This window comes from Dyella sp. (assembly GCF_035503745.1).
Taxonomy (GTDB): Bacteria; Pseudomonadota; Gammaproteobacteria; order Xanthomonadales; family Rhodanobacteraceae; genus Dyella_B.
In genome coordinates this window covers 1-19,877 of record NZ_DATJTC010000002.1, presented here as the reverse complement: position 1 = coordinate 19,877, position 19,877 = coordinate 1, and the positions used below count along the sequence as shown (strand labels likewise).

Below are 19,877 nucleotides of genomic sequence, written 5' to 3'. Positions count from 1 at the left end.
TGCCGCATGACCCTCGCCAACGAAACTGCCCCCGCCCCCATCCGCCTGCACGACTACCGCCGACCCGCATGGAGCGTGGACGCCATCGAACTGGACGTCGACCTGGGCATCGACAGCACCGAGATCAGCGCCCGGCTCAACGTGCGCCACGATCCCACCCAGCCCCAACCGCTGCGACTGGATGGCGAGGGCCTGGAGCTGTTGGCGATCTCGCTGGACGGCCGCCCGCTCGATACGGGCAGCTACCGCATCCACGACAACGGGCTGGAAGTGGATGGCGCACACGATGGCAGCGTGCTGGAAACCCGCGTACGGGTTAAGCCGGCCGCCAATACCACGCTGGAGGGCCTGTACCTGTCCGGTTCGCGCGAGAGCGGCTTCCTTCTGACCCAATGTGAAGCGGAAGGCTTTCGTCACATCACTTTTTTCCCGGACCGTCCCGATGTGCTCGCCCGTTTCACTGTGACGCTGCGTGCCGATCGCGCACGCTTTCCCGTGCTGTTGGCCGGCGGCAATCCCGATGGCAGCGGCGAGTTGCCGGAGGGGCGTCATTGGGCGCGCTTCGTCGATCCGCATCCCAAACCGAGCTACCTGTTCGCGCTGGTGGCCGGGCGGCTGGAAAGCATTCAGCGCGATTACCTTGCGGCGGACGGTCGCGCGGTAAAACTGGTGATGTGGTCCGAAGCGAACGTCATCGACCGCTGCCACTACGCGCTGGATGCGCTGGAACGCTCGATGCGCTGGGACGAGCGCAACTATGGTCGCAACTACGACCTGGATGTATTCCACGTCGTGGCCACGCACGACTTCAACATGGGCGCCATGGAAAACAAGGGCCTGAACATCTTCAACGCGAAGTACCTGCTGGCCGATCCTGACAGCAGCACCGACGAGGAATACCGCGCCGTCGAAGCGGTGGTCGCCCACGAGTATTTCCATAACTGGACCGGCAACCGCGTGACCTGCCGCGACTGGTTTCAACTGTCGTTGAAGGAGGGCCTTACCGTGTTCCGCGAGCAGCAGTTTTCCGCGGACATGAACTCCGCGCCGCTCAAGCGCATCGAAGACGTCTCGCTGCTGCGCCGCACGCAGTTTCCCGAAGACGCAGGCCCCCTGGCGCACCCGGTGCGTCCGGCCGAGTACCGGGAGATCAACAACTTCTACACCGCCACCGTCTACGAGAAAGGCTCCGAACTGGTGCGCATGCTCGCGGGCCGGCTTGGACCTGAAGGTTTCCGGCGCGGCATGGACACCTATTTCGAACGCCACGACGGCAGCGCGGCGACGATCGAGGATTTCCTCGGCGCGCTAGGCGATGCCAACGGCACCGACTTGATGCCGTACCTGGCCTGGTATGCGCAAGCCGGTACGCCGCATCTGCACGCGCACGGCGACTACGACGCGGCCAAACGCCAATACACGCTGACCCTCTCGCAACACACGCGCGCCACGGCCGGACAGCCGGAGAAAGCACCCGTGCCGATTCCCGTGAAGCTATCGCTGTTCGATCGCAACGGACAGTTGCTGCCGCTGCACCTGGAGGGAAGCGACGGCGGCACGGAAACGGTCGTAGTGATCGACAAAGCATCGCAGCAGCTTGTTTTCCGCGATGTCGCAAGCCACCCGGTACCTTCGTTGCTGCGCGACTTCTCAGCGCCCGTGGTGCTGCAATACAACCACTCGCCGGCCGAACTGGCGCTGCTGTTGACGCACGACGCGGATGGCTTCAATCGCTGGGAGGCCGGCCAGCAGCTGGCTGTGCTTGCGTTCGAAAGCTTGCGCGAGGGCGAAACGCAGGCATGCAAAGCCTGGTGCGATGCCTTGGGCGTGTTGTTCGAGCAGGACACGATCGACGATGCCCTGCTGGCCGATCTGCTTACACCGCCCGGCGAAATCGAATTCGCCGATCGCCAGGCCGAAGTGGATCCGGTCAGCATTCACGCGCAACGCCAGGCGTTGCAGCATCATCTGGCCAAACACATCGGCGCGCCGGCATTGCTTGCGCGCTATCGCGCACTGGCATCGCAGGCCGGCCAGTCGCTCGATGCCGACAGCCAGGCCCGGCGCCGGCTCAAACGCCGCGTGCTCGAACTGCTGGCCCTGGTGGATGCCGACGGCGCGCATGCGCTGGCGGCGCAGCAATACGCAACGGCCAGCGGCATGACCGACCGCCTCGCCGCACTGGGCGTACTGGTCCGCGATCGCGCGGCGCAGGCCGCGGCGGCGCTTTCGGATTTCCGCCAGCGTTATGCCGACAACCCGCTCGCGCTGGATAAATGGTTCGCCGTGCAGGCGCAGGTGCCCGGCGAGCCGGCGCTCGCCATCGTCAAGGCATTGGAAAGCGATCCGGCCTTCACGCTGAAAAATCCCAACCGCGCGCGCGCCGTGATCGGCGCGTTCGCCAGCAACAATCCCAGTGGCTTCCACCGCGACGATGGCGCCGGTTATCGCTGGCTGACCGAACGGCTGGCCGCGCTGGATGCACTTAACCCGCAGATCGCCGCGCGCATGGCCACGGCCTTCAACGGGTGGCAACGGCTGGAGCCGGTTCGGCGGGAAGCGGCGCATGCGGCGCTTGAGGATCTGGCCCGGCGGCAGGACTTATCGCGCAACCTGGGCGAGATCATCGGCAACGTGCTGCAGCGCTGAGCCTCTTAACGCCCGCCTGAGACTTGGACGGCGCCCTCCCACAGGGGGCGCCGTCGCAGGGCGGCACTGAAAAAGGGCTTGTTCAGCCGGGCAGATGATCCAGCTCGGTGAGCAGATGATTCATGCGCGATTCCAGGCGCGGGCGCAGCTGCTGCTGTTGGGCAGGCTCGCGCTCGACCAGATGATCCATCGCCATTTCAAGGCGACCGATTTCGATCATCAGATCGTGCCGCAGGTAAACCGGTGCGAACTCGTTACTGTTATCCATGACACCCCTCCGACTTTTGCTTGCACGGAAGCGCTGCATTAGGCGTGCCAACTTGTGATGCACATCACACAACATTTTTGCTCTCGATCACGCTGTGACCTATTACGTCATCAGCTGCCAAATACCGGCATATTTTTGCGTTTTAGTCACCCAATGTTCACACGTACGGGGCGATGATCGCCCTACGCCAAGGGGATGCCATGGTTGCCATGCAGCCCGTGATGCGTGACGGTTTTTCAGTTTCTGGCGCCCGGCAACACGGTCATCCTGGATTCCCCCTGTTCCTGAGACCGCCGGGCGCCAGATCTCTCTTGCAAGAGATCAAAAATAACGACGGCGCCCTTTCGGGCGCCGTCTTTGCTTCCTGTCCCGGTACGCGAAGGGGCCCCTGTCGCCCTATCTCAGCGCGCGAATTGCGCGGCATCTGCCCGTGAAAGTGCGGTGATTAGCAAGCAGAAAACATGCCATGTTTAGGTAGGCGACCCCCTACAAGGCCTGCTGGGTTATCATAAGTCCTTGTCCCAACCTTAATTTTCCGCACTTCGATGCTCCATCCACGCACCTATGACGTGATCGTGATCGGCGGCGGCCACGCCGGCACCGAGGCCGCGCTGGCCGCGGCGCGCTGCGGCGCGCGCACGCTGCTGCTGAGCCACAACATCGAGACGATCGGCCAGATGAGCTGCAATCCGGCCATCGGCGGCATCGGCAAAGGCCACTTGGTGAAGGAAATCGACGCCTTGGGCGGCGCCATGGCCCAGGCGGCCGACCGTGCCGGCATCCAATGGCGCACGCTCAACGCCTCCAAGGGCCCGGCGGTACGGGCCACGCGCTGCCAGGCCGACCGGGTGCTCTACAAGGCGGCGATCCGCCGGATGGTGGAAACCCAACCGCATCTGGACCTGTTCCAGCAGGCGGTGGACGACCTGCTGATCGAGCAGGGCCGCGTGGTCGGGGTGGTGACGCAAATGGGCCTTTCCTTCCGTGCCAGGTCAATTGTGCTCACGGCGGGCACCTTCCTGGCCGGAAAAATCCATATTGGCCCCGCGCAGTACGCGGGCGGACGCGCCGGCGATCCACCCGCCAGCACGCTCGCCCAGCGCCTGCGCGAGTTGCCGGTGGCCGCCGACCGCCTCAAGACCGGCACGCCGCCGCGCATCGACCTGCGCAGCATCGACTTCAGCGGCCTGGACGAGCAGCCCGGCGACGACCCGGCGCCGGTGTTCTCCTACCTGGGCTCGCGGGCCGAGCACCCGCGCCAGGTCAGCTGCTGGATCACCCATACCACCGAGCGCACCCATGAGGTCATTCGCGGCGCGCTCGACCGCTCGCCGCTCTACACCGGCCAGATCGAAGGCGTGGGCCCCCGCTACTGTCCGTCGATCGAGGACAAGGTGGTGCGCTTCGCCGACAAGGCCTCGCACCAGATCTTCATCGAGCCCGAAGGCCTGGACAGTTTCGAGATCTATCCCAACGGCATCTCCACCTCGCTGCCGTTCGACGTGCAGATGGCGCTGGTGCAGTCGATCAAGGGTTTCGAGCAGGCGCACATCACCCGCCCCGGCTACGCGATCGAATATGACTATTTCGACCCGCGCGGCCTGCACCCGTGGCTGGAGACCAAGACCATCCCCGGCCTGTACTTCGCCGGCCAGATCAACGGCACCACCGGCTACGAGGAAGCCGCCGCGCAGGGGCTGATCGCCGGCCTGAACGCGGCGCTGGCCGTGCAGGGCAAGGCGCCGTGGTACCCGCGCCGCGACGAGGCCTATATCGGCGTGCTGATCGACGACCTCACCAGCAACGGCACCATCGAGCCCTACCGCATGTTCACCTCGCGCGCCGAATACCGGCTGCACCTGCGCGAAGACAACGCCGACCTGCGCCTGACCGAAACCGGCCATGCGCTGGGCGTCGTGCCGCAGACCCGGTTTGACGCATTGCGCGCCAAGCGTGAAGCGGTGGAACGGGAGATCCAGCGACTGGCGGCGCTCTGGGCCGCGCCGAACAACGCGCTGGGCGCGGCCATCGAGCGCCAGCTGGGCATTGCGGTGAGCCGCGAAACCAATGCCCTGGATCTGCTGCGCCGCCCTGAGCTGGACTACGCCCGGCTCACCTCGGTGGCCGAACTGGGCCCCGCGGTCGAGCGCGAGGACGTGGCCGCCCAGGTCGAGGTGCAGACCAAGTACGCCGGCTACCTCGAACGTCAGCGTGAGGAAATCGAACGCCAGCGCCGGCACGAAAACACCGCCATCCCGTCCGGCTTCGACTACGACAAGGTGCGCGGCCTGTCCGCCGAGGTGCTGCTGAAGCTCAAGCGCAGCCTGCCCGCCACGATCGGCCAGGCGGCGCGCATCAGCGGCGTGACGCCGGCGGCCATTTCCCTGCTGCTGGTGCATCTGAAACGGCGCGCCGCGGCTTAAAGTCCAATCCGTCGCGGGCGCATGGCATCATGCGCGTCTGTTGAAAGAGGGATGCGCGATGGAAGTCTGGATCGGCCGACACGGCGAACGCCACGGTCCTTATCAGGAACAACAAGTGCGCGAATGGCTGCGCAGCGGGCAGCTGGGTCGCGACGACCTGGGCTGGTACGACGGCCTGGCCGACTGGCAGCCGCTTTCGGTGCTGTTCGCCGACGAATTTTCCAAGGCGCCACCGCCCTATCCTCCGGCGGCCGCGCCCGTATCGGCTTACTCCGCGCATGCCGCGCCCCAGCCATCGGCCACGGTGAGCTACGCCGGTTTCTGGAAGCGCGTACTGGCTTACCTTATCGATGCCTTCGTGCTGTATTTCCCTTTCTCGCTGCTGGAAATTCCTTTCGGCATGCGCAAGGCCTATGTCGCGCTGAACCAGCAAGTGCTGTCAGCCGGCACTGATTTCCAGGCGGCGATGACGGCGTACCAGCATTTCTACGTCGAACAGTGGCCGTATTTCCTGACCACGATGGTGGTCGGCTGGCTGTATTTCGCGGTGTGCGAAAGCTCTTCGTGGCAGGCCACGATCGGCAAGCTGGCGCTGGGCATGCGCGTGACCGATCTGAACGGCGGACGCATCAGCTTCGCACGTGCACTGGGACGCTACGGCGGCAAACTGATCAGCAGCTTCATGCTGTGCGTCGGCTTTCTGCTGGTGGCCTTCACCCAGCGCAAGCAGGGGCTGCATGACATGCTGGCCAACACGCTGGTGGTCAACGGCCGCGCCACCGACGCCCATCGCAACGCACCGCCGCCGGCGCAGGACGACCGCACTTCGTTCACCGCCTGATTTGCCGCGCAGAGGCCAGCGGCGACGGAGCGATCCGGCGCCGTTTTTCTGCCCATTCACCGCGCCTTGCTATCATCGGCGCTTTCTTCACCGCATGCCGGCGCCGCGACGCCGGCACAAGGAATCGTCGCTCCATCATGCTCAGCATCGAACAACGCATTGCCCAGGACATCGCCGCCAAGGCGGAACAAGTTCACGCCGCCGTGGACCTGCTTGACGGCGGCGCCACCGTGCCGTTCATCGCACGCTACCGCAAGGAAGCCACCGGCGGCCTGGACGACACCCAGCTTCGCCTGCTCGAAGAACGCCTGCGCTATTTGCGTGAACTGGAAGAACGCCGCGAAGCGATCCTGGCCAGCGTGCAAGAACAAGGCAAGCTCACCGATGCATTGAAGGGCGACATTCTCGCCGCCGACACCAAGGCGCGCCTGGAAGATCTGTACCTGCCCTACAAGCCCAAGCGCCGCACCAAGGCGCAGATCGCGCGCGAAGCGGGCCTGGAGCCGTTGGCCACCGGCCTGCGCGAGGACCCCACGCAGTCGCCCGAAGCCTTCGCCGAAGCCTTCGTCGATGCCGGGAAGGGCGTGGCCGACGTGCGTGCCGCGCTCGATGGCGCGCGCGCGATCCTGATGGAAAGCATCGCCGAAGATGCGCAGCTGCTGGGCGACCTGCGCGACTGGCTGTGGGACAAGGGCCAGATCCGCGCCAAGGTGGTCCAAGGCAAGGAAAACGAGGGCGCGAAATTCCGCGACTACTTCGACCACATGGAAGCCATCGGCAAAATTCCCTCGCACCGCCTGCTTGCGCTGATGCGCGCACGCAACGAAGGCGTGATCGAGCTTGAGCTTGCGCCGACGGCCGACGCCGAGCAAGGACACCAGGAAGGCGAAGGCCGCGTGGCCGCGCACACCGGCATCGTCGATCGAGGCCGCGCCGCCGATGCGTGGCTGCGCGAGACCGTGCGCCTGACCTGGCGCGTGAAACTGCATCTGCATCTGACGCTCGACTTGTTCGGCCGCGTGCGCGAGAGCGCCGAGGACGAAGCCATCCGCGTCTTCGGCGACAACCTCAAGGATCTGATGCTGGCCGCACCGGCCGGCGCGAAAACGGTGATGGGCCTGGACCCGGGCATCCGTACCGGCGTGAAAGTGGCGGTGGTCGATGCCACCGGCAAGCTACTGGCGACCGATACCGTTTATCCGCACGAGCCGCGCAATCAATGGGACCAGTCGCTGGCGCGGCTGGCGCTGCTGAGCAAGCAGCACGGCGTCAACCTCATCGCCATCGGCAACGGCACCGCCTCGCGCGAAACCGACAAGCTGGCCGGCGAACTTATCAAGAAGCACGCCGACCTGAAGCTTTCCAAGATCGTGGTGAGCGAAGCGGGCGCTTCGGTGTATTCCGCCTCGGAAACCGCGGCGAAGGAATTTCCCGATCTCGACGTGAGCCTGCGCGGCGCGGTATCGATCGCGCGGCGCTTGCAGGATCCGCTGGCCGAGCTGGTGAAGATCGAGCCCAAGGCCATCGGCGTGGGCCAGTACCAGCACGACGTGAACCAGGTGAAGCTGGCGCGCGCACTCGATGCCAAAGTCGAGGACTGCGTGAACGCGGTCGGCGTGGACGTGAACACCGCTTCGGCGGCGCTGCTTTCGCGCGTGGCCGGCCTCAGCCCGAGCGTGGCCGACAACGTGGTGAAGCATCGCGACGCCAACGGGCCATTCGCCAATCGCAGGGCGCTGTTGAAGGTGCCGCGCCTGGGTGACAAGGCGTTCGAACAATGCGCGGGCTTTTTGCGCGTTCCCAGCGGCGACAATCCGCTCGATGCCAGCGCGGTGCATCCGGAAGCGTATCCCGTGATCGAGCGCATCATCGCGCAGTGCGGGCGCGAGGTGAAAAGCATCATCGGCGATACCGGCTTCCTGCGCGGCTTGAAACCCGAGCAGTTCACCGACGAACGCTTCGGCGTGCCGACCGTGCGCGACATCCTCAAGGAGCTGGAGAAACCCGGCCGCGATCCGCGTCCCGAATTCGTCGCGCCGAGCTTTGCCGAAGGCGTGGAAGACCTCAAAGATCTCAAGCCGGGCATGATTCTGGAAGGCCGCGTCACCAACGTGGCCGCGTTCGGTGCGTTCGTGGACATCGGCGTGCATCAGGATGGACTGGTGCACGTTTCGGCGCTGTCGCATACCTTCGTCAAGGATCCGCGCGATGCCGTCAAAGCCGGCGACATCGTGAAGGTGAAAGTGATGGAGGTGGACATTCCGCGCCAGCGCATCGGCCTCTCCATGCGGCTGGACGACGAGCCTGGCCAGGCTCGCGGCGGCCGGCCGGCGGGCGGCAGCGAGCCGCGCGGCGGTTCGCGCGACAACCGCGGACCGCGCCCTGGTGGTTCCTCTGTCGCAAAACCCTCCGCGCCGCCCACCAATAGCGCGTTCGCCGACGCGTTCTCGCGTGCGCTGAAGCGTTGACCATCGCCAATCGGGCATGCCAAGTGCCTGATTCGAAACATCATACAAGGCCCACGTGCGCGGCCGCGCACGCGGGCCTGCTGCTTTACGCGGTTTGCGTGCAACGCAGCATGCGCTTACGTATGGATTGCATTAACGTAACATCCCTATAACAAACGCAGGAGCACTAACCCATGGCTCACCCACGCAGGATCGCTGGCGCCATTGCGCTGGCACTCGGACTTATCGGCGTTTCGCACGCTACGGGGAATCCGAAGTCAACCTTCGATAACGTCATCACTTTCGGCGACAGCCTGAGCGATGCGGGCAATCTTTCGCTGTCGGAGGTTCCCGGCTTTCAGCCGCCGCAGAAGTTCACCACCAATCCCGGCAATGTCACCGTGCAGAACGTCGCCGCAGGGCTCGGCTACTCGTTGACGGCCTCGCTGGCCGGCGGCAACGACTATGCGTGGGGCGGCGCGGGCATCAATAACAATTCGCCGGGTACGCCCACCGGCGTGCCGACCATCACCACGCAGATCGACACATACCTGGCCAGCCACCCCACCCTGGACAGCCGCGCGCTGTACACCATGTGGGGCGGCGCCAACGACATCTTCTACGCCACCACCACGCCGGCCACCGCGCAAGCGCAGATCGTGGCGGCCGCGCAGCAGGAAGTGAAGCTGCTGGGCGCACTGCAGGCGGCGGGCGCGAAGAACATCGTAGTGTTCAACCTGCCCAATATCGGCCTTACGCCCGATGCCACTGAAGCGGGCGCGGCGGCAGCCTCCAATCTCACCACGCTCAGCGTGATCTACAACAACCAGCTCAATGCCGGCATCGGCAAGCTGGGCCTGGGCATCATTCCGGTCAATGCGTTCGCGCTGCTGAACCAGGTCATCGCCAACCCGGGCCTGTACGGCTTCAGCAACGTCACCACGCCCGCGTGCGGCGTGGGTTCGGACTCCGTGCTTTGCGGTCCGCAGGGCTCGGGCCTGCCCTACACCTATGCGCCGGGCACCAACAACAGCTACTTGTTCGCCGATGGCGTGCATCCCACCACCGGCGCGGACAAGATGCTGGCACAGGTGGTGCTGTCGGAACTGGCCGCGCCGCAGCAGATTTCGCTGCTGCAGGAAGCGCCGCTGGCGGCGGTCACCACGCAGACCTCGGCCATCCGCAACCAGATGACGGCCGATAACTTCGGCAGCACCACGCGCGCCTTCGCCAGCATTAACTACTCCAACCAGCAATTCGACCAGAGCGCCGGCGCACCCAAGACCACCAGCAACAATGTCGATCTCACGGTGGGCGCCGACGTGCACGCCACCGACAGCATTTCGGCCGGCGTGGCGCTGGGTGTGGGCGAGCACTATGCCGACGTCAGCGGCGGTGGTGGCTACGATCTGCAGGCGCTCACGGGCCTGGGCTACCTGACCTGGCATGCCGGCGGCGCCTATGTGGGTGCGTACGGTGATTTCGGTCAGGCCAGCTACACCAACATCAACCGCGTTTTCATGGTCGGCGACGACAGCACGCATGAAAGCGGCAAGACCGATGGCTCCTACCTGGGCCTGGGTTTCCATGGCGGCTACTGGTTCGACGTGGGCAGCTTGAAGACCGGCCCGCTGGTCAATGTCGAATATCAAAACATCAAGATCGACGGCTACAGCGAAGGCGGCGACGACGCCACCTCGATGTGGTTCGCCCGCCAGGAACGCAATGCACTGATCAGCACGCTGGGCTGGGGCCTGCAGGGCCATTGGCAGACCCGCGGCATGGATCTGACGCCTTTCGTCGACCTGGGCTGGAATCACGACAGCCGCGCCAGCACCGACATGGTGACCGCGGGCGTGAACGGCTTGAACGGAAGTTTCGAAATGGCCGGCTTCACGCCCGACAAGAACTGGGGCTCGGCCAATGTCGGCGTCCAGGCGCAGATCACGTCCAACATCGTGGGCTGGGTCAGCTATGACGGTCACTTCTCCGATGACAGCCAGCGCTACAACAGCATCAACCTGGGGGTGAAGTTCGGCTTCTGAGCCGGCTTCACGCGGCCCACAAAAAAGCCGTCCGCATGCGGACGGCTTTTTTCATGTGCATCGAGGTGATCGAAGGGCTGTTCGATCCGCTTACTTGCCCTTGCCGCCCGTGGCCAGGCTCAGGATGTCCTTGGCCTGCTGCTGCAAGCTGCCCGCATCGCTGTCGCTCAGGGTGCTGGAGGTGCCGCCAGCATCGTGCGTCTTCAGCACCAGCGTGCCGTCATCGGCCCAACCGGCGGTATCGATCGAGCTAGGCTTGGCGTTTTGGCTGGCCATCTTCTTCTGCTGCACCACCCACGGCTTGCCGTCCTTGTAGGCGTAGTCGGTGCTGGTGAAGCCTTTGTCACCGTAATCGACCAGCTCGCGGATGAACTTCACTTCCAGGCCATCGCGGAACACCTGCCAGGCGCGCGAGACATTGGGCTCGAGCTTGGTGCCGCTCGAACGCTTCATGCCGCCGATCTGCTTCTGCACGTTCTGGAACGCGGCAAGCATTTTTTCGCCGGGCGTCTGTTCGGGCATCAGCTCGATCGCGATGTTGCTGGTCGGGTGGCCCTGCGTCAGCACCGGGGCCTGCAGCGGCATCACATAGTGACGATCGCCATCGGTGAGCGTGGCTTCCACCACGTACATGTCGTTGGGAACGACATTGGCCGGATTGAAGTCCAGCTGGAACTGCTGCGGGAAGGTGGTTGCCGACGCGATGTCCTTGGTCGCCAGCGGCGCAGAACCTTGCGCGGTCACATCGACCAGCTTGATATCCAGCGTGTCCTGGGCGGACGGCTTGATGTCGCCACGAATGGAGACCGTACCGGTGACACTGGTTGCCTGTGCGGCGGGCGCCGGTGCGGCCGCGCCGTCACTCGAATTCGTCGACGACGAATTGGAGGCATTATTGCAGCCGGCCAGTGCAACTGCTGCCACTGTCATCAGCGACCATACAACGCTGCGCATGGAAGAAACCTCAGGTTTGGATCGATTCGAACGCGATCCGCGTGACGCTACGGCGCCGCCACGATCGCGGGGGAGCCTCAGAGAATAGCCGAAAGTCACGGCATGGAAAAGTCAACCGGCTAAAAGTTCCCATTCGCAGGCGTATGTAACCATCTGATTTGTAGGATCTGTCTGGCAGTTATGTCATCCAATGCCAGGGACTGCTGCACGAAGGGCTCAAACGCGCCGTCGATTTTTGCCGGGTTCGGCCTGGCGATCCGGTAGTTATCGCCGACGCAGGCATCGACGCCATGGCATGCCCATGCGCAGCGCCCGGCGCCCGCCGTCAGGCCGGCCGCAAAAGCTCGGGGCGGAGAGCCCGCAGTTTCTTGCCCTGTGTCGCACCCAAATGTCAACGCAGAAAGAACTGACGCGTTTATGCGTCCAAGGATGACATGACGTGCCGGATTTCGCAAAATAATGCGAATTCAGACCAAAATCTCGCGGTGCCCCACGCCCTGAAAATCCGCAAAACATCAGAAAAATAAGGCACTTAGTAAAATCCTGCCGCCCACCTGCCAGAAAAGCGCGGAAAATTGCGATGAATCTGCAAGCCACTACGATCCCCGATACGTCTTCCACCTTCGCCGACCGCATCAAGTTATTGATCCAGCGCGTAGGCAGCGTCACCGAAATCGCGCGTATGTGCGGATTTTCCGAAGGAGTCGTGCGCAGTTGGCGCGACGGCAACACCGATCCTTCGCGAGCGCGCTGCGTGACCCTGGCGCGAACCTTGGGCATCTCGCTCGTATGGCTGGTGGCCGGCGAGGGATCGATGCAGATCGATCCGGGCTCCTTGGTGCCCGACGATGGCGGCGGCAACAGCGCCGAAACCATCGCCCACCGCCATCGCGCCAAGCTGCGCGCTGTGACCGATGCGCTCGATGCCAGCGGCGTGGCGATGGATGCACAGCGCCTCAACACAGCGCTGCGCATCCTGCAGTCGGAACTGGACCTGGCAGGCAGTCCGCTGACCCTGGCTGAAAATTCCGACATGCTGGCCGAGCTTTACGAGATTCTCGGTCCCGGCGGCAACGACGTGGATGCCGCGGCGATGGTCGCGTTCAATCATCGCCTCGCCGAGCGCCTGAAGAGCCATCGCGCCACCACGCGCCTGATGAGCTGACTGGCCACCTTCAAGCCCATAAAAAAGCAGCTTTACGGCTGCTTTTTTATGGGCTGCGCCAACGCTAGAGGCGTGCGATATCCGCGATCGCCGTGAACTGCGCCTTGAGCCGCCCCAGCAGCGCCAGTCGGTTGGCGCGCACGGCCGGATTCTCGGCGTTCACCAGCACGTTGTCGAAGAATGCGTCGACCGGCGCCTGCAGCTGCGCCAGCCGTGCCAGCACCGCGGTGTAGTCGCGACGCTGCAACGCCACGACGTTGTCTGCCTGTGCCGCTTCCAATGCCTGGGCCAGCGCACGTTCCGCATCCGCTTCGAAGTGGGCGGGATCGACCTGTGTGCCGACGCTCTGTGCACCATGCTCCTCCTGCTGCTTGCGCAGGATGTTCGCCACGCGCTTGTTGGCGCCCGCGAGACTGGCCGCTTCCGGATAGCGGCCGAATTCGACCACGGCGCGCAAGCGGCGATCGAAGTCGACCAGGCTGACCGGAGTCACCGTCGCTACGGCTTCGAACTGCTCGGTGGTAAATCCCTGCTCGGCGTAGTACCCGCGCAGACGTTCGAGCACGAAATCGGCAAGCTCGTTCACCAGCGCGGCGCGACGCTGTCCCACGTCGAGCGCCGGCATCTTGCCGTCCTTGCCCGGCTTGAGCCCGGCGGCGAACGCCGTATCCGGCAGCAATTCCAGTGCTTCGGCGAAAAGCGCCTTGTGATCGAGATCCAGACCGCCTTCGATGAGCGTGCGCGCCAGACCCAGCGCGGCGCGGCGCAATGCGAAGGGATCCTTGTTTCCACTTGGCTTCAAGCCAACGGCGAAGATGCCGGCGAGCGTATCGACGCGCTCGGCCACCGCCAGCACTTGCCCGACCTTGCCTGCCGCGATCGAGTCGCCGGCGAAGCGCGGCTGGTACACGCTGTCGAGCGCATTGGCGACTTCGGCCGGCTCGTATTCGTGTTGCGCGTAGTAGCGCCCCATCACGCCCTGCAATTCCGGAAACTCGCCGACCATGCGCGTGAGCAGATCGCACTTGGCCAGGCTTGCCGCGCGCGTGGCCTGCCCGGCATCGACACCGACGCGGTTGGCCACCACGCGGGCGATTTCGGCCACGCGTATGCTCTTGTCCCACAGGCTGCCGAGCGCCTGTTGGTAGGTGACGTTCTTCAGCGCCTCCTGATAGCTTGCCAGCGGCGTCTTCAAATCTTCGTCCCAGAAGAATTTCGCATCGGCAAAGCGCGGGCGGATCACGCGTTCGTAGCCTTTGCGGATTTCGCCGGGCTGCTTGCTGTCGATGTTGGCAATGCCGATGAAGTGTTCGGTCAATGCGCCTTTCTCGTCGAACACGGGAATGAACTTCTGGTTCGCTTCCATCGTGGTCACCAGCGCCTCGGGCGGTACGTCGAGGAATTGGCGATCGAACGCGCAGGCAATGGCCACCGGCCATTCGGTGAGGTTGGCGATTTCGTCCAAGAGCGCCTCGTCGAGCCGCGGCGTGCCGCCGGTCTGCTTGGCCACGCGTGCGACTTCGTCGCGAATGCGCTGGCGGCGCTCTTGCGGATCGGCCATGACCTTGGCCATGCGCATGGCGTCCAGCCAGCTGTCCGCATCGGCCACGTGCACCGGTTGTGGATGCATGAAGCGATGGCCGCGCGATTTGCGCCCGCTCTTCAGACCCAGCACCTGGCCATCGATGATGTCCGCACCATGCAGCATCACCAGCCAGTGCACCGGGCGCACGAACGTGTAGTCGTGATCGGACCAGCGCATCGGCTTGGGAATGGGCAGGCCCTTGAGCGCTTCGTCGACGATCTCCGGCAGCAACGCGGACACCCGCTGGCCCGGCTTGACCGTGCGGAACACGAACCACGCGCCCTTGTCCGTTTCGAGCTTTTCCAACTGCTCCACGCCGACGCCGCACGATTGCGCAAAACCCACCAGCGCCTTGCCGGGGTTGCCATCGGCATCCATCGCCGCGCTTACCGCCGGACCGCGGCGTTCCAGCGATTGCTCCGGCTGCGCCACCGCGACATCGGGGATATGGACGGCCAAACGCCGTGGCGTGGCGTAGAGCGTCGCCTGCTCCAGCAACGCGCCGACACCGCGCTTGCTTAAACCCTCGCAAATGCCGCGCAGGAACGACGCGCCCAGTTCATCCAGCGCCTTGGGCGGCAGCTCTTCGGTGCCTAGCTCGATGAGCAATGACTTGGCGGCGCTCATGCGGCCTGCTCCTTGTGGGTGTGCCGGAGGCCCGGGAAGCCGAGTTTCTCGCGCTGCGCCACGTAGGCCTCGGCAACGCTGCGCGACAAGGTACGCACGCGCAGGATGTAGCGCTGGCGCTCGGTCACGCTGATCGCGCGGCGCGCATCGAGCAGGTTGAAGGTGTGGCTGGCTTTCATCACCTGCTCATACGCCGGCAGCGGGAGCCCCGCGGCGATCAGCTTGCCCGCCTCGCTTTCGCATACGTCGAACCAGCGCAGCAGCTCGGCGACGTTGGCATGTTCGAAGTTGTAGGTGCTCTGCTCCACTTCGTTCTGATGGAATACGTCGCCGTAGGTGACCTTGCCGTGCGGGCTTTCCGTCCAGACCAGGTCGTAGACGTTGTCCACGTTCTGCAGGTACATGGCCAGGCGTTCCAGGCCGTAGGTGATCTCGCCGGTGACCGGCCGGCATTCCAGGCCGCCAGCCTGCTGGAAATAGGTGAACTGGGTGACTTCCATGCCATTGAGCCACACCTCCCAACCCAGGCCCCACGCGCCCAACGTGGGCGATTCCCAGTTGTCTTCCACGAAGCGCAGGTCGTGCACCTGCGGATCCAGGCCCAGTTCCTTCAACGAGCCGATGTACAGCTCCAGGATGTTTTCAGGGTTGGGCTTCATCACTACCTGATACTGGTAGTAGTGCTGCAGGCGATTGGGATTTTCGCCATAGCGCCCGTCGGTGGGGCGCCGCGAGGGCTGCACGTAGGCGGCGGCCCAAGGTTCCGGACCCAGCGCCCGCAGGAAAGTAGCGGGGTGGAAGGTGCCGGCGCCGACCTCGGTATCGAGCGGCTGCAGCAGTACGCAGCCCTGCGCCGCCCAATAGCGGTTGAGGGTCTGGATCACATCCTGGAAAGTAGGTGCGGACATCGCTTTCCGTAACCGTGTGTAAAGCGCGCTAGTATAGCCGCAGCGCATCTTTCCGCCGATTTTTCGCGTGGATGGATGCCTAAATGAAGGGATCTGAAGCCGATGGCAGCTACTCCACAAATCGCCTCCTTGCTCGGCCGCCGCGGCCGGCTGGCCCTGGAAGATGTGCTGGCCGCCCTGGTGGTCGATGGCCATTTGTCCTCCGATGACGCCAAGCAATTGCGCATGGGCAGCCGTGCCGGCACCACGGCGGTGGAGCTCAATCCCCTGGTGGTGATCGCCAACGCCAAGTTCATCAACCAGCGCGACCCGGGACGCCCGCTGAGCCTGGAGGGCCTGACCGAATGGCTGGCCGGCCACGCCAGCCTGCCGTATCTGAAAATCGACCCGATGAAGATCAATGTCGCGGCGGTCACCCAGGTGGTCAGCCATGCGTATGCGCTGCGCCATCGCATCCTGCCCGTGGCGGCGGCGACCGGTGAAGTGACGTTCGCCACCGCCGAGCCGTTCGACAACGCCTGGGCGAAGGATCTGGCGCAGATGCTGCGCCGGGACGTGCACCGCGTGGTGTCCAGCCCGATCGACATCAATCGCTACCTGCAGGAGTTCTACGGCGTCCAGCGCTCCATCCAGCTGGCCAAGGACGCCAAGGGCCAGGGTTATGACACATCCGCATTGCTCAACTTCGAGCAGCTGCTGGAACTGGGCAAGGCCGGCGAGGTGGGCGCGGACGACCGGCACGTCGTGCACATCGTGGACTGGTTGCTGCAATACGCGTTCGAGCAGCGCGCTTCGGATATCCACCTGGAGCCGCGCCGCGAAGCCGGACGCATGCGCTTTCGCATCGACGGTGTCATGCACAAGGTGTTCGAGCTGCCACCGCCGGTGATGACGGCGGTGACCTCGCGCATCAAGATTCTTTCGCGCATGGACGTGGCGGAAAAGCGCCGCCCCCAGGACGGCCGCATCAAGACCCGCGCCACGTCCGGGCGCGAAGTGGAACTGCGCATTTCCAGCATGCCCACGGCATTCGGCGAAAAACTGGTGATGCGTATCTTCGACCCCGACATCGTGGCGAAGGATTTTTCCCAGCTGGGCTTTTCGGCTTCCGAAGCCGCGCTGTGGCGTCGCCTGGTGGAGCGCCCGCATGGCATCGTGCTGGTGACCGGCCCTACCGGTTCGGGCAAGACCACCACGCTGTATTCCACACTCAAGCACTTGGCGACGCCCGACATCAACGTGTGCACGGTGGAAGACCCGATCGAAATGGTTTCTCCCGAGCTGAACCAGATGCAGGTGCAGCCGGCGATCGACCTGGACTTCGCCACCGGCGTGCGAACCCTGCTGCGCCAGGACCCTGACATCATCATGGTCGGCGAAATACGCGACCTGGAAACGGCGCAGATGGCCGTGCAGGCATCGCTTACCGGACACCTGGTGCTGTCCACGCTGCATACCAACGACGCGCCGAGCGCGGTGACGCGCTTGCTGGACCTTGGCGTTCCCCATTACCTCATCCAGTCCACGCTGAGCGGCGTCGTGGCACAACGCCTGGTGCGCACGCTATGCCCGCACTGCAAAGCCCCGACGCAACAGGATCCGCACGAGTGGACCGCGCTCACGCACGGGTGGTCGATTGCGGTTCCCGAGCGCGTGTTCAAGCCGGTCGGCTGCCTGGAATGCCGTCATACCGGGTTCATGGGACGCACCGGCATTTATGAAATGATGGAGCTGACGCCAAGGTTGCGCGGACTGGTCGGCGCCCAGCTCGACCTGATCCAATTTGGCGAGGCGGCGCTGGCGGACGGCATGCGGCCCCTGCGCATCTCCGCGTCCGACCAGGTCGCGCGCGGCCTCACCACCGTGCAGGAGGTGCTGACGGTGATCCCTCCCGTCGAACATCCCGAAGATATCCAGCATTAAGCTGCATTTGCCTCATTCGTCATTGGCTCCATGAAACCGATCCTGATCATTCGTACCGGCCACGCCCCCGACAACATCCGTGCTCGCCACGGCGATTTTCCGCATTGGTTTCGGCTAAGCGCCCGGTTGCCGCTGCCGCGCGTGCGCGTCGTCAACGTGGCGGCCGGCGAAGGGTTGCCGCCACCGCAGGAAGTGGCTGGCGCCATGATTACCGGCTCCGCGGCGATGGTGACCGAACGTGCGCCGTGGAGCGAGCAAACGGCCGGCTGGATTCGCGCTGCCATGGATATCGATCTGCCGCTGCTGGGCGTTTGCTACGGCCATCAATTGATGTCGCATGCACTGGGCGGACGCGTCGACTATCTGCCCGGCGGCCGCGAAATCGGCACTCTGCCGATCGAATTGCTGCCCGGCGCCGAACGCGATCCGCTCACGGCGCATTTGCCTGCCCAGTTTCGCGCGCATACCACGCACGAGCAAAGCGTGCTTGAAGTGCCCAAAGGCGCCCAGGTGCTGGCCCGCTCGGCGCGCGACCCGCATCATCTGCTTCGCTACGGGCGCAACGCGATCAGCGTGCAGTTCCATCCGGAATTCAACGCCGATGTGATGCGCGCGTACATCAAGCGCAAGCATCACGACATGCGCCGCGAAGGCTTCGACCCCCACCACGCCTTCCGGCAGGTGGCCGCGACGCCCAATGCGCGCCGGCTGTTAAGGATGTTTTCGCGGCGGCACGGGCTTAGTCACGACTAGGCCCTGAGCACGCTCAGCGGCTGCGGGGCGGCATCGGGAAGGGCGTTACCTTCTGGCCGTCCGCGGCGTCGCGTATGGCAAGCGCCCCTTTGCGCTCCACTTCCTCGATGCGTACGACCGCCTGCATCGGTAAATGCAGCACACGCGTATCCTTAAATTCCTCGCGCAGGCGTTCTTCCGTGGGATCGACGACCAAGCCATCCCCGGCCGGCTCGAAAACCAGATCGCCGATTTCGGTGAAGCCCCATAGCCCGCTCGATGCCACATGCTGCGCATACAGCTCGTAGCATTTGCCCAGGTGCAGAAAGGTGACTTTGTAGAGTTTCTTGGTACGCATGGCGGCATTTTAACGCCGCATGCGGCGCATGATCGCGCCGCGCGACAGAAGTGCGAATACGGCTCCAAACAGGAAGCCGGCCACGTGCGTCCACCATGCATAACCGCCGTAGCTGGGTCCGACGTAGCTGAAGAGCAGTTGCAGCAACGCCCAGATGCCGATCAGCAGAAACGCCGGCACGCGCACGAATTCAAGATAAAAACCGAGCGGCAGCACAAGCCCCAGGCGCGCGCGCGGGAACAGTGAAACATATGCGCCAAGAATGGCCGACACCGCGCCGCTGCATCCGATGATCGGTCTGACCACCCCCGCCAGGGAAACCGCGCCGGCGAAATTGGCCACGACCCCGCCCAGAAGAAACAGCACCAGGAAGCGCACCGACCCCAGCGCGCGTTCAGCCGGCACGCCAAAGATCATCAGGAACAACAGGTTGCTTAGCAGGTGTAACCATGCGACATGGATGAACAGCGCCGTCACCAGGCGCAGCAGTGCTGGATCGCGCAACTGCTGCCAGACCGGCTGGTGAGTATCGAAGATGTTGGCGGGAACCGTGCCCCACTCCAGCAGGAAGGTGACACGTCGAGGCGCAGGCATCAATGCGAGCACGACGAAGGTCACCACGCAAATACTGATCAGCAGCATCGCCGCCCAGTGGATGCGCGGTTGACGTCGCGTTTCAACATTGACGAACACGGCGCTTCTCCTCGGCACTCGCTCAGTTGTAGCCGATCCGAAGCTGCATGATAGGCGATAAGGGGGTGCCGGTTGTGCGGCTGGGCGGCGGCGGTGCTTGGGTGCGTGTCTGCGCGGCCCGGCGGGCGGGGCCTTTTGCCGGGCCCCTAAAGCCAAACGCCTTCCGGTGAGGGAAGGCGTTTGAAGGATAAAGCCCCTGGCGGTGACCTACTCTTGCATGCAAGTGCACACTACCATCGGCGCAGCTGCGTTTCACTTC

The 19,877-nt window shown here is 64.4% G+C and carries 14 protein-coding genes; 8 read left to right on the top strand and 6 right to left on the bottom strand.

What is annotated here, in order from left to right; translation table 11 throughout:
• Nucleotides 1-6: 6 nt before the first annotated feature.
• Nucleotides 7-2,649, top strand: coding sequence for an aminopeptidase N (gene pepN, locus VME63_RS00285; protein WP_325429064.1), 2,643 nt, complete (start codon nucleotides 7-9; stop codon nucleotides 2,647-2,649).
• Between the two features lie 82 nt (nucleotides 2,650-2,731).
• On the opposite strand, the gene VME63_RS00280 is transcribed toward pepN, so the two are convergent.
• Nucleotides 2,732-2,917 carry a hypothetical protein gene (locus VME63_RS00280; RefSeq protein WP_325429062.1) on the bottom strand — a complete coding sequence of 62 codons (186 nt, stop codon included), beginning with the start codon at nucleotides 2,915-2,917 and terminating at the stop codon, nucleotides 2,732-2,734.
• 545 nt (nucleotides 2,918-3,462) lie between these two features.
• Here VME63_RS00280 and mnmG point away from each other — a divergent pair.
• The 4 genes from mnmG (at nucleotide 3,463) to VME63_RS00260 (ending at nucleotide 10,673) form a co-directional block, all read left to right on the top strand.
• Complete coding sequence (mnmG, locus tag VME63_RS00275; protein ID WP_325429060.1) at nucleotides 3,463-5,340, top strand: tRNA uridine-5-carboxymethylaminomethyl(34) synthesis enzyme MnmG; 1,878 nt, start codon at nucleotides 3,463-3,465, stop codon at nucleotides 5,338-5,340.
• Between the two features lie 58 nt (nucleotides 5,341-5,398).
• Complete coding sequence (locus VME63_RS00270; RefSeq protein WP_325429058.1) at nucleotides 5,399-6,181, top strand: RDD family protein; 783 nt, start codon at nucleotides 5,399-5,401, stop codon at nucleotides 6,179-6,181.
• A gap of 137 nt (nucleotides 6,182-6,318) precedes the next feature.
• A complete protein-coding gene (locus VME63_RS00265; protein ID WP_325429056.1) occupies nucleotides 6,319-8,649 on the top strand; it encodes a Tex family protein in 2,331 nt (776 codons plus the stop codon).
• 173 nt (nucleotides 8,650-8,822) lie between these two features.
• Nucleotides 8,823-10,673: an autotransporter domain-containing protein gene (locus tag VME63_RS00260; RefSeq protein WP_325429054.1), complete on the top strand. Its 1,851-nt coding sequence runs from the start codon at nucleotides 8,823-8,825 to the stop codon at nucleotides 10,671-10,673.
• Nucleotides 10,674-10,763: 90 nt separating this feature from the next.
• On the opposite strand, the gene VME63_RS00255 is transcribed toward VME63_RS00260, so the two are convergent.
• Nucleotides 10,764-11,627: a YbaY family lipoprotein gene (locus tag VME63_RS00255; RefSeq protein WP_325429052.1), complete on the bottom strand. Its 864-nt coding sequence runs from the start codon at nucleotides 11,625-11,627 to the stop codon at nucleotides 10,764-10,766.
• Between the two features lie 580 nt (nucleotides 11,628-12,207).
• Between VME63_RS00255 and VME63_RS00250 the strand changes: the two genes are divergently transcribed.
• Complete coding sequence (locus VME63_RS00250) at nucleotides 12,208-12,792, top strand: helix-turn-helix transcriptional regulator (RefSeq protein WP_325429050.1); 585 nt, start codon at nucleotides 12,208-12,210, stop codon at nucleotides 12,790-12,792.
• 64 nt (nucleotides 12,793-12,856) lie between these two features.
• Here the strand turns inward: VME63_RS00250 and glyS are convergent, their stop codons facing one another.
• Nucleotides 12,857-15,004, bottom strand: a complete 2,148-nt coding sequence (gene glyS / locus VME63_RS00245) for a glycine--tRNA ligase subunit beta (RefSeq protein ID WP_325429048.1) — start codon at nucleotides 15,002-15,004, stop codon at nucleotides 12,857-12,859.
• On the bottom strand, nucleotides 15,001-15,912 hold the full coding sequence (gene glyQ, locus VME63_RS00240; RefSeq protein WP_325429046.1) for a glycine--tRNA ligase subunit alpha: 912 nt from the start codon (nucleotides 15,910-15,912) through the stop codon (nucleotides 15,001-15,003). Before glyQ ends, glyS begins: the two co-directional genes overlap by 4 nt.
• Nucleotides 15,913-16,014: 102 nt before the next feature.
• Between glyQ and VME63_RS00235 the strand changes: the two genes are divergently transcribed.
• A complete protein-coding gene (locus VME63_RS00235; RefSeq protein WP_325429044.1) occupies nucleotides 16,015-17,835 on the top strand; it encodes a GspE/PulE family protein in 1,821 nt (606 codons plus the stop codon).
• Nucleotides 17,836-17,865: 30 nt separating this feature from the next.
• Nucleotides 17,866-18,588, top strand: a complete 723-nt coding sequence (locus VME63_RS00230) for a glutamine amidotransferase (protein ID WP_325429041.1) — start codon at nucleotides 17,866-17,868, stop codon at nucleotides 18,586-18,588.
• Between the two features lie 13 nt (nucleotides 18,589-18,601).
• On the opposite strand, the gene VME63_RS00225 is transcribed toward VME63_RS00230, so the two are convergent.
• Together VME63_RS00225 and VME63_RS00220 are read right to left on the bottom strand one after the other, a co-directional pair.
• The gene (locus tag VME63_RS00225; protein ID WP_325429039.1) at nucleotides 18,602-18,925 is read right to left on the bottom strand and encodes a DUF1820 family protein; all 324 of its coding nucleotides are present in this window, start codon (nucleotides 18,923-18,925) and stop codon (nucleotides 18,602-18,604) included.
• A gap of 9 nt (nucleotides 18,926-18,934) precedes the next feature.
• Entirely contained in the window at nucleotides 18,935-19,618 is a 684-nt protein-coding gene (locus tag VME63_RS00220) for a rhomboid family intramembrane serine protease (RefSeq protein WP_325429037.1), read from the bottom strand.
• Between the last annotated feature and the right edge of the window lie 259 nt (nucleotides 19,619-19,877).

Bases quoted from the DNA above. Each gene is read 5' to 3' on its own strand.
- pepN (WP_325429064.1), top strand. From the start codon at position 7: ATGACCCTCGCCAACGAAACTGCCCCCGCCCCCATCCGCCTGCACGAC.
- VME63_RS00280 (WP_325429062.1), bottom strand. From the start codon at position 2,917: ATGGATAACAGTAACGAGTTCGCACCGGTTTACCTGCGGCACGATCTG.
- mnmG (WP_325429060.1), top strand. From the start codon at position 3,463: ATGCTCCATCCACGCACCTATGACGTGATCGTGATCGGCGGCGGCCAC.
- VME63_RS00270 (WP_325429058.1), top strand. From the start codon at position 5,399: ATGGAAGTCTGGATCGGCCGACACGGCGAACGCCACGGTCCTTATCAG.
- VME63_RS00265 (WP_325429056.1), top strand. From the start codon at position 6,319: ATGCTCAGCATCGAACAACGCATTGCCCAGGACATCGCCGCCAAGGCG.
- VME63_RS00260 (WP_325429054.1), top strand. From the start codon at position 8,823: ATGGCTCACCCACGCAGGATCGCTGGCGCCATTGCGCTGGCACTCGGA.
- VME63_RS00255 (WP_325429052.1), bottom strand. From the start codon at position 11,627: ATGCGCAGCGTTGTATGGTCGCTGATGACAGTGGCAGCAGTTGCACTG.
- VME63_RS00250 (WP_325429050.1), top strand. From the start codon at position 12,208: ATGAATCTGCAAGCCACTACGATCCCCGATACGTCTTCCACCTTCGCC.
- glyS (WP_325429048.1), bottom strand. From the start codon at position 15,004: ATGAGCGCCGCCAAGTCATTGCTCATCGAGCTAGGCACCGAAGAGCTG.
- glyQ (WP_325429046.1), bottom strand. From the start codon at position 15,912: ATGTCCGCACCTACTTTCCAGGATGTGATCCAGACCCTCAACCGCTAT.
- VME63_RS00235 (WP_325429044.1), top strand. From the start codon at position 16,015: ATGGCAGCTACTCCACAAATCGCCTCCTTGCTCGGCCGCCGCGGCCGG.
- VME63_RS00230 (WP_325429041.1), top strand. From the start codon at position 17,866: ATGAAACCGATCCTGATCATTCGTACCGGCCACGCCCCCGACAACATC.
- VME63_RS00225 (WP_325429039.1), bottom strand. From the start codon at position 18,925: ATGCGTACCAAGAAACTCTACAAAGTCACCTTTCTGCACCTGGGCAAA.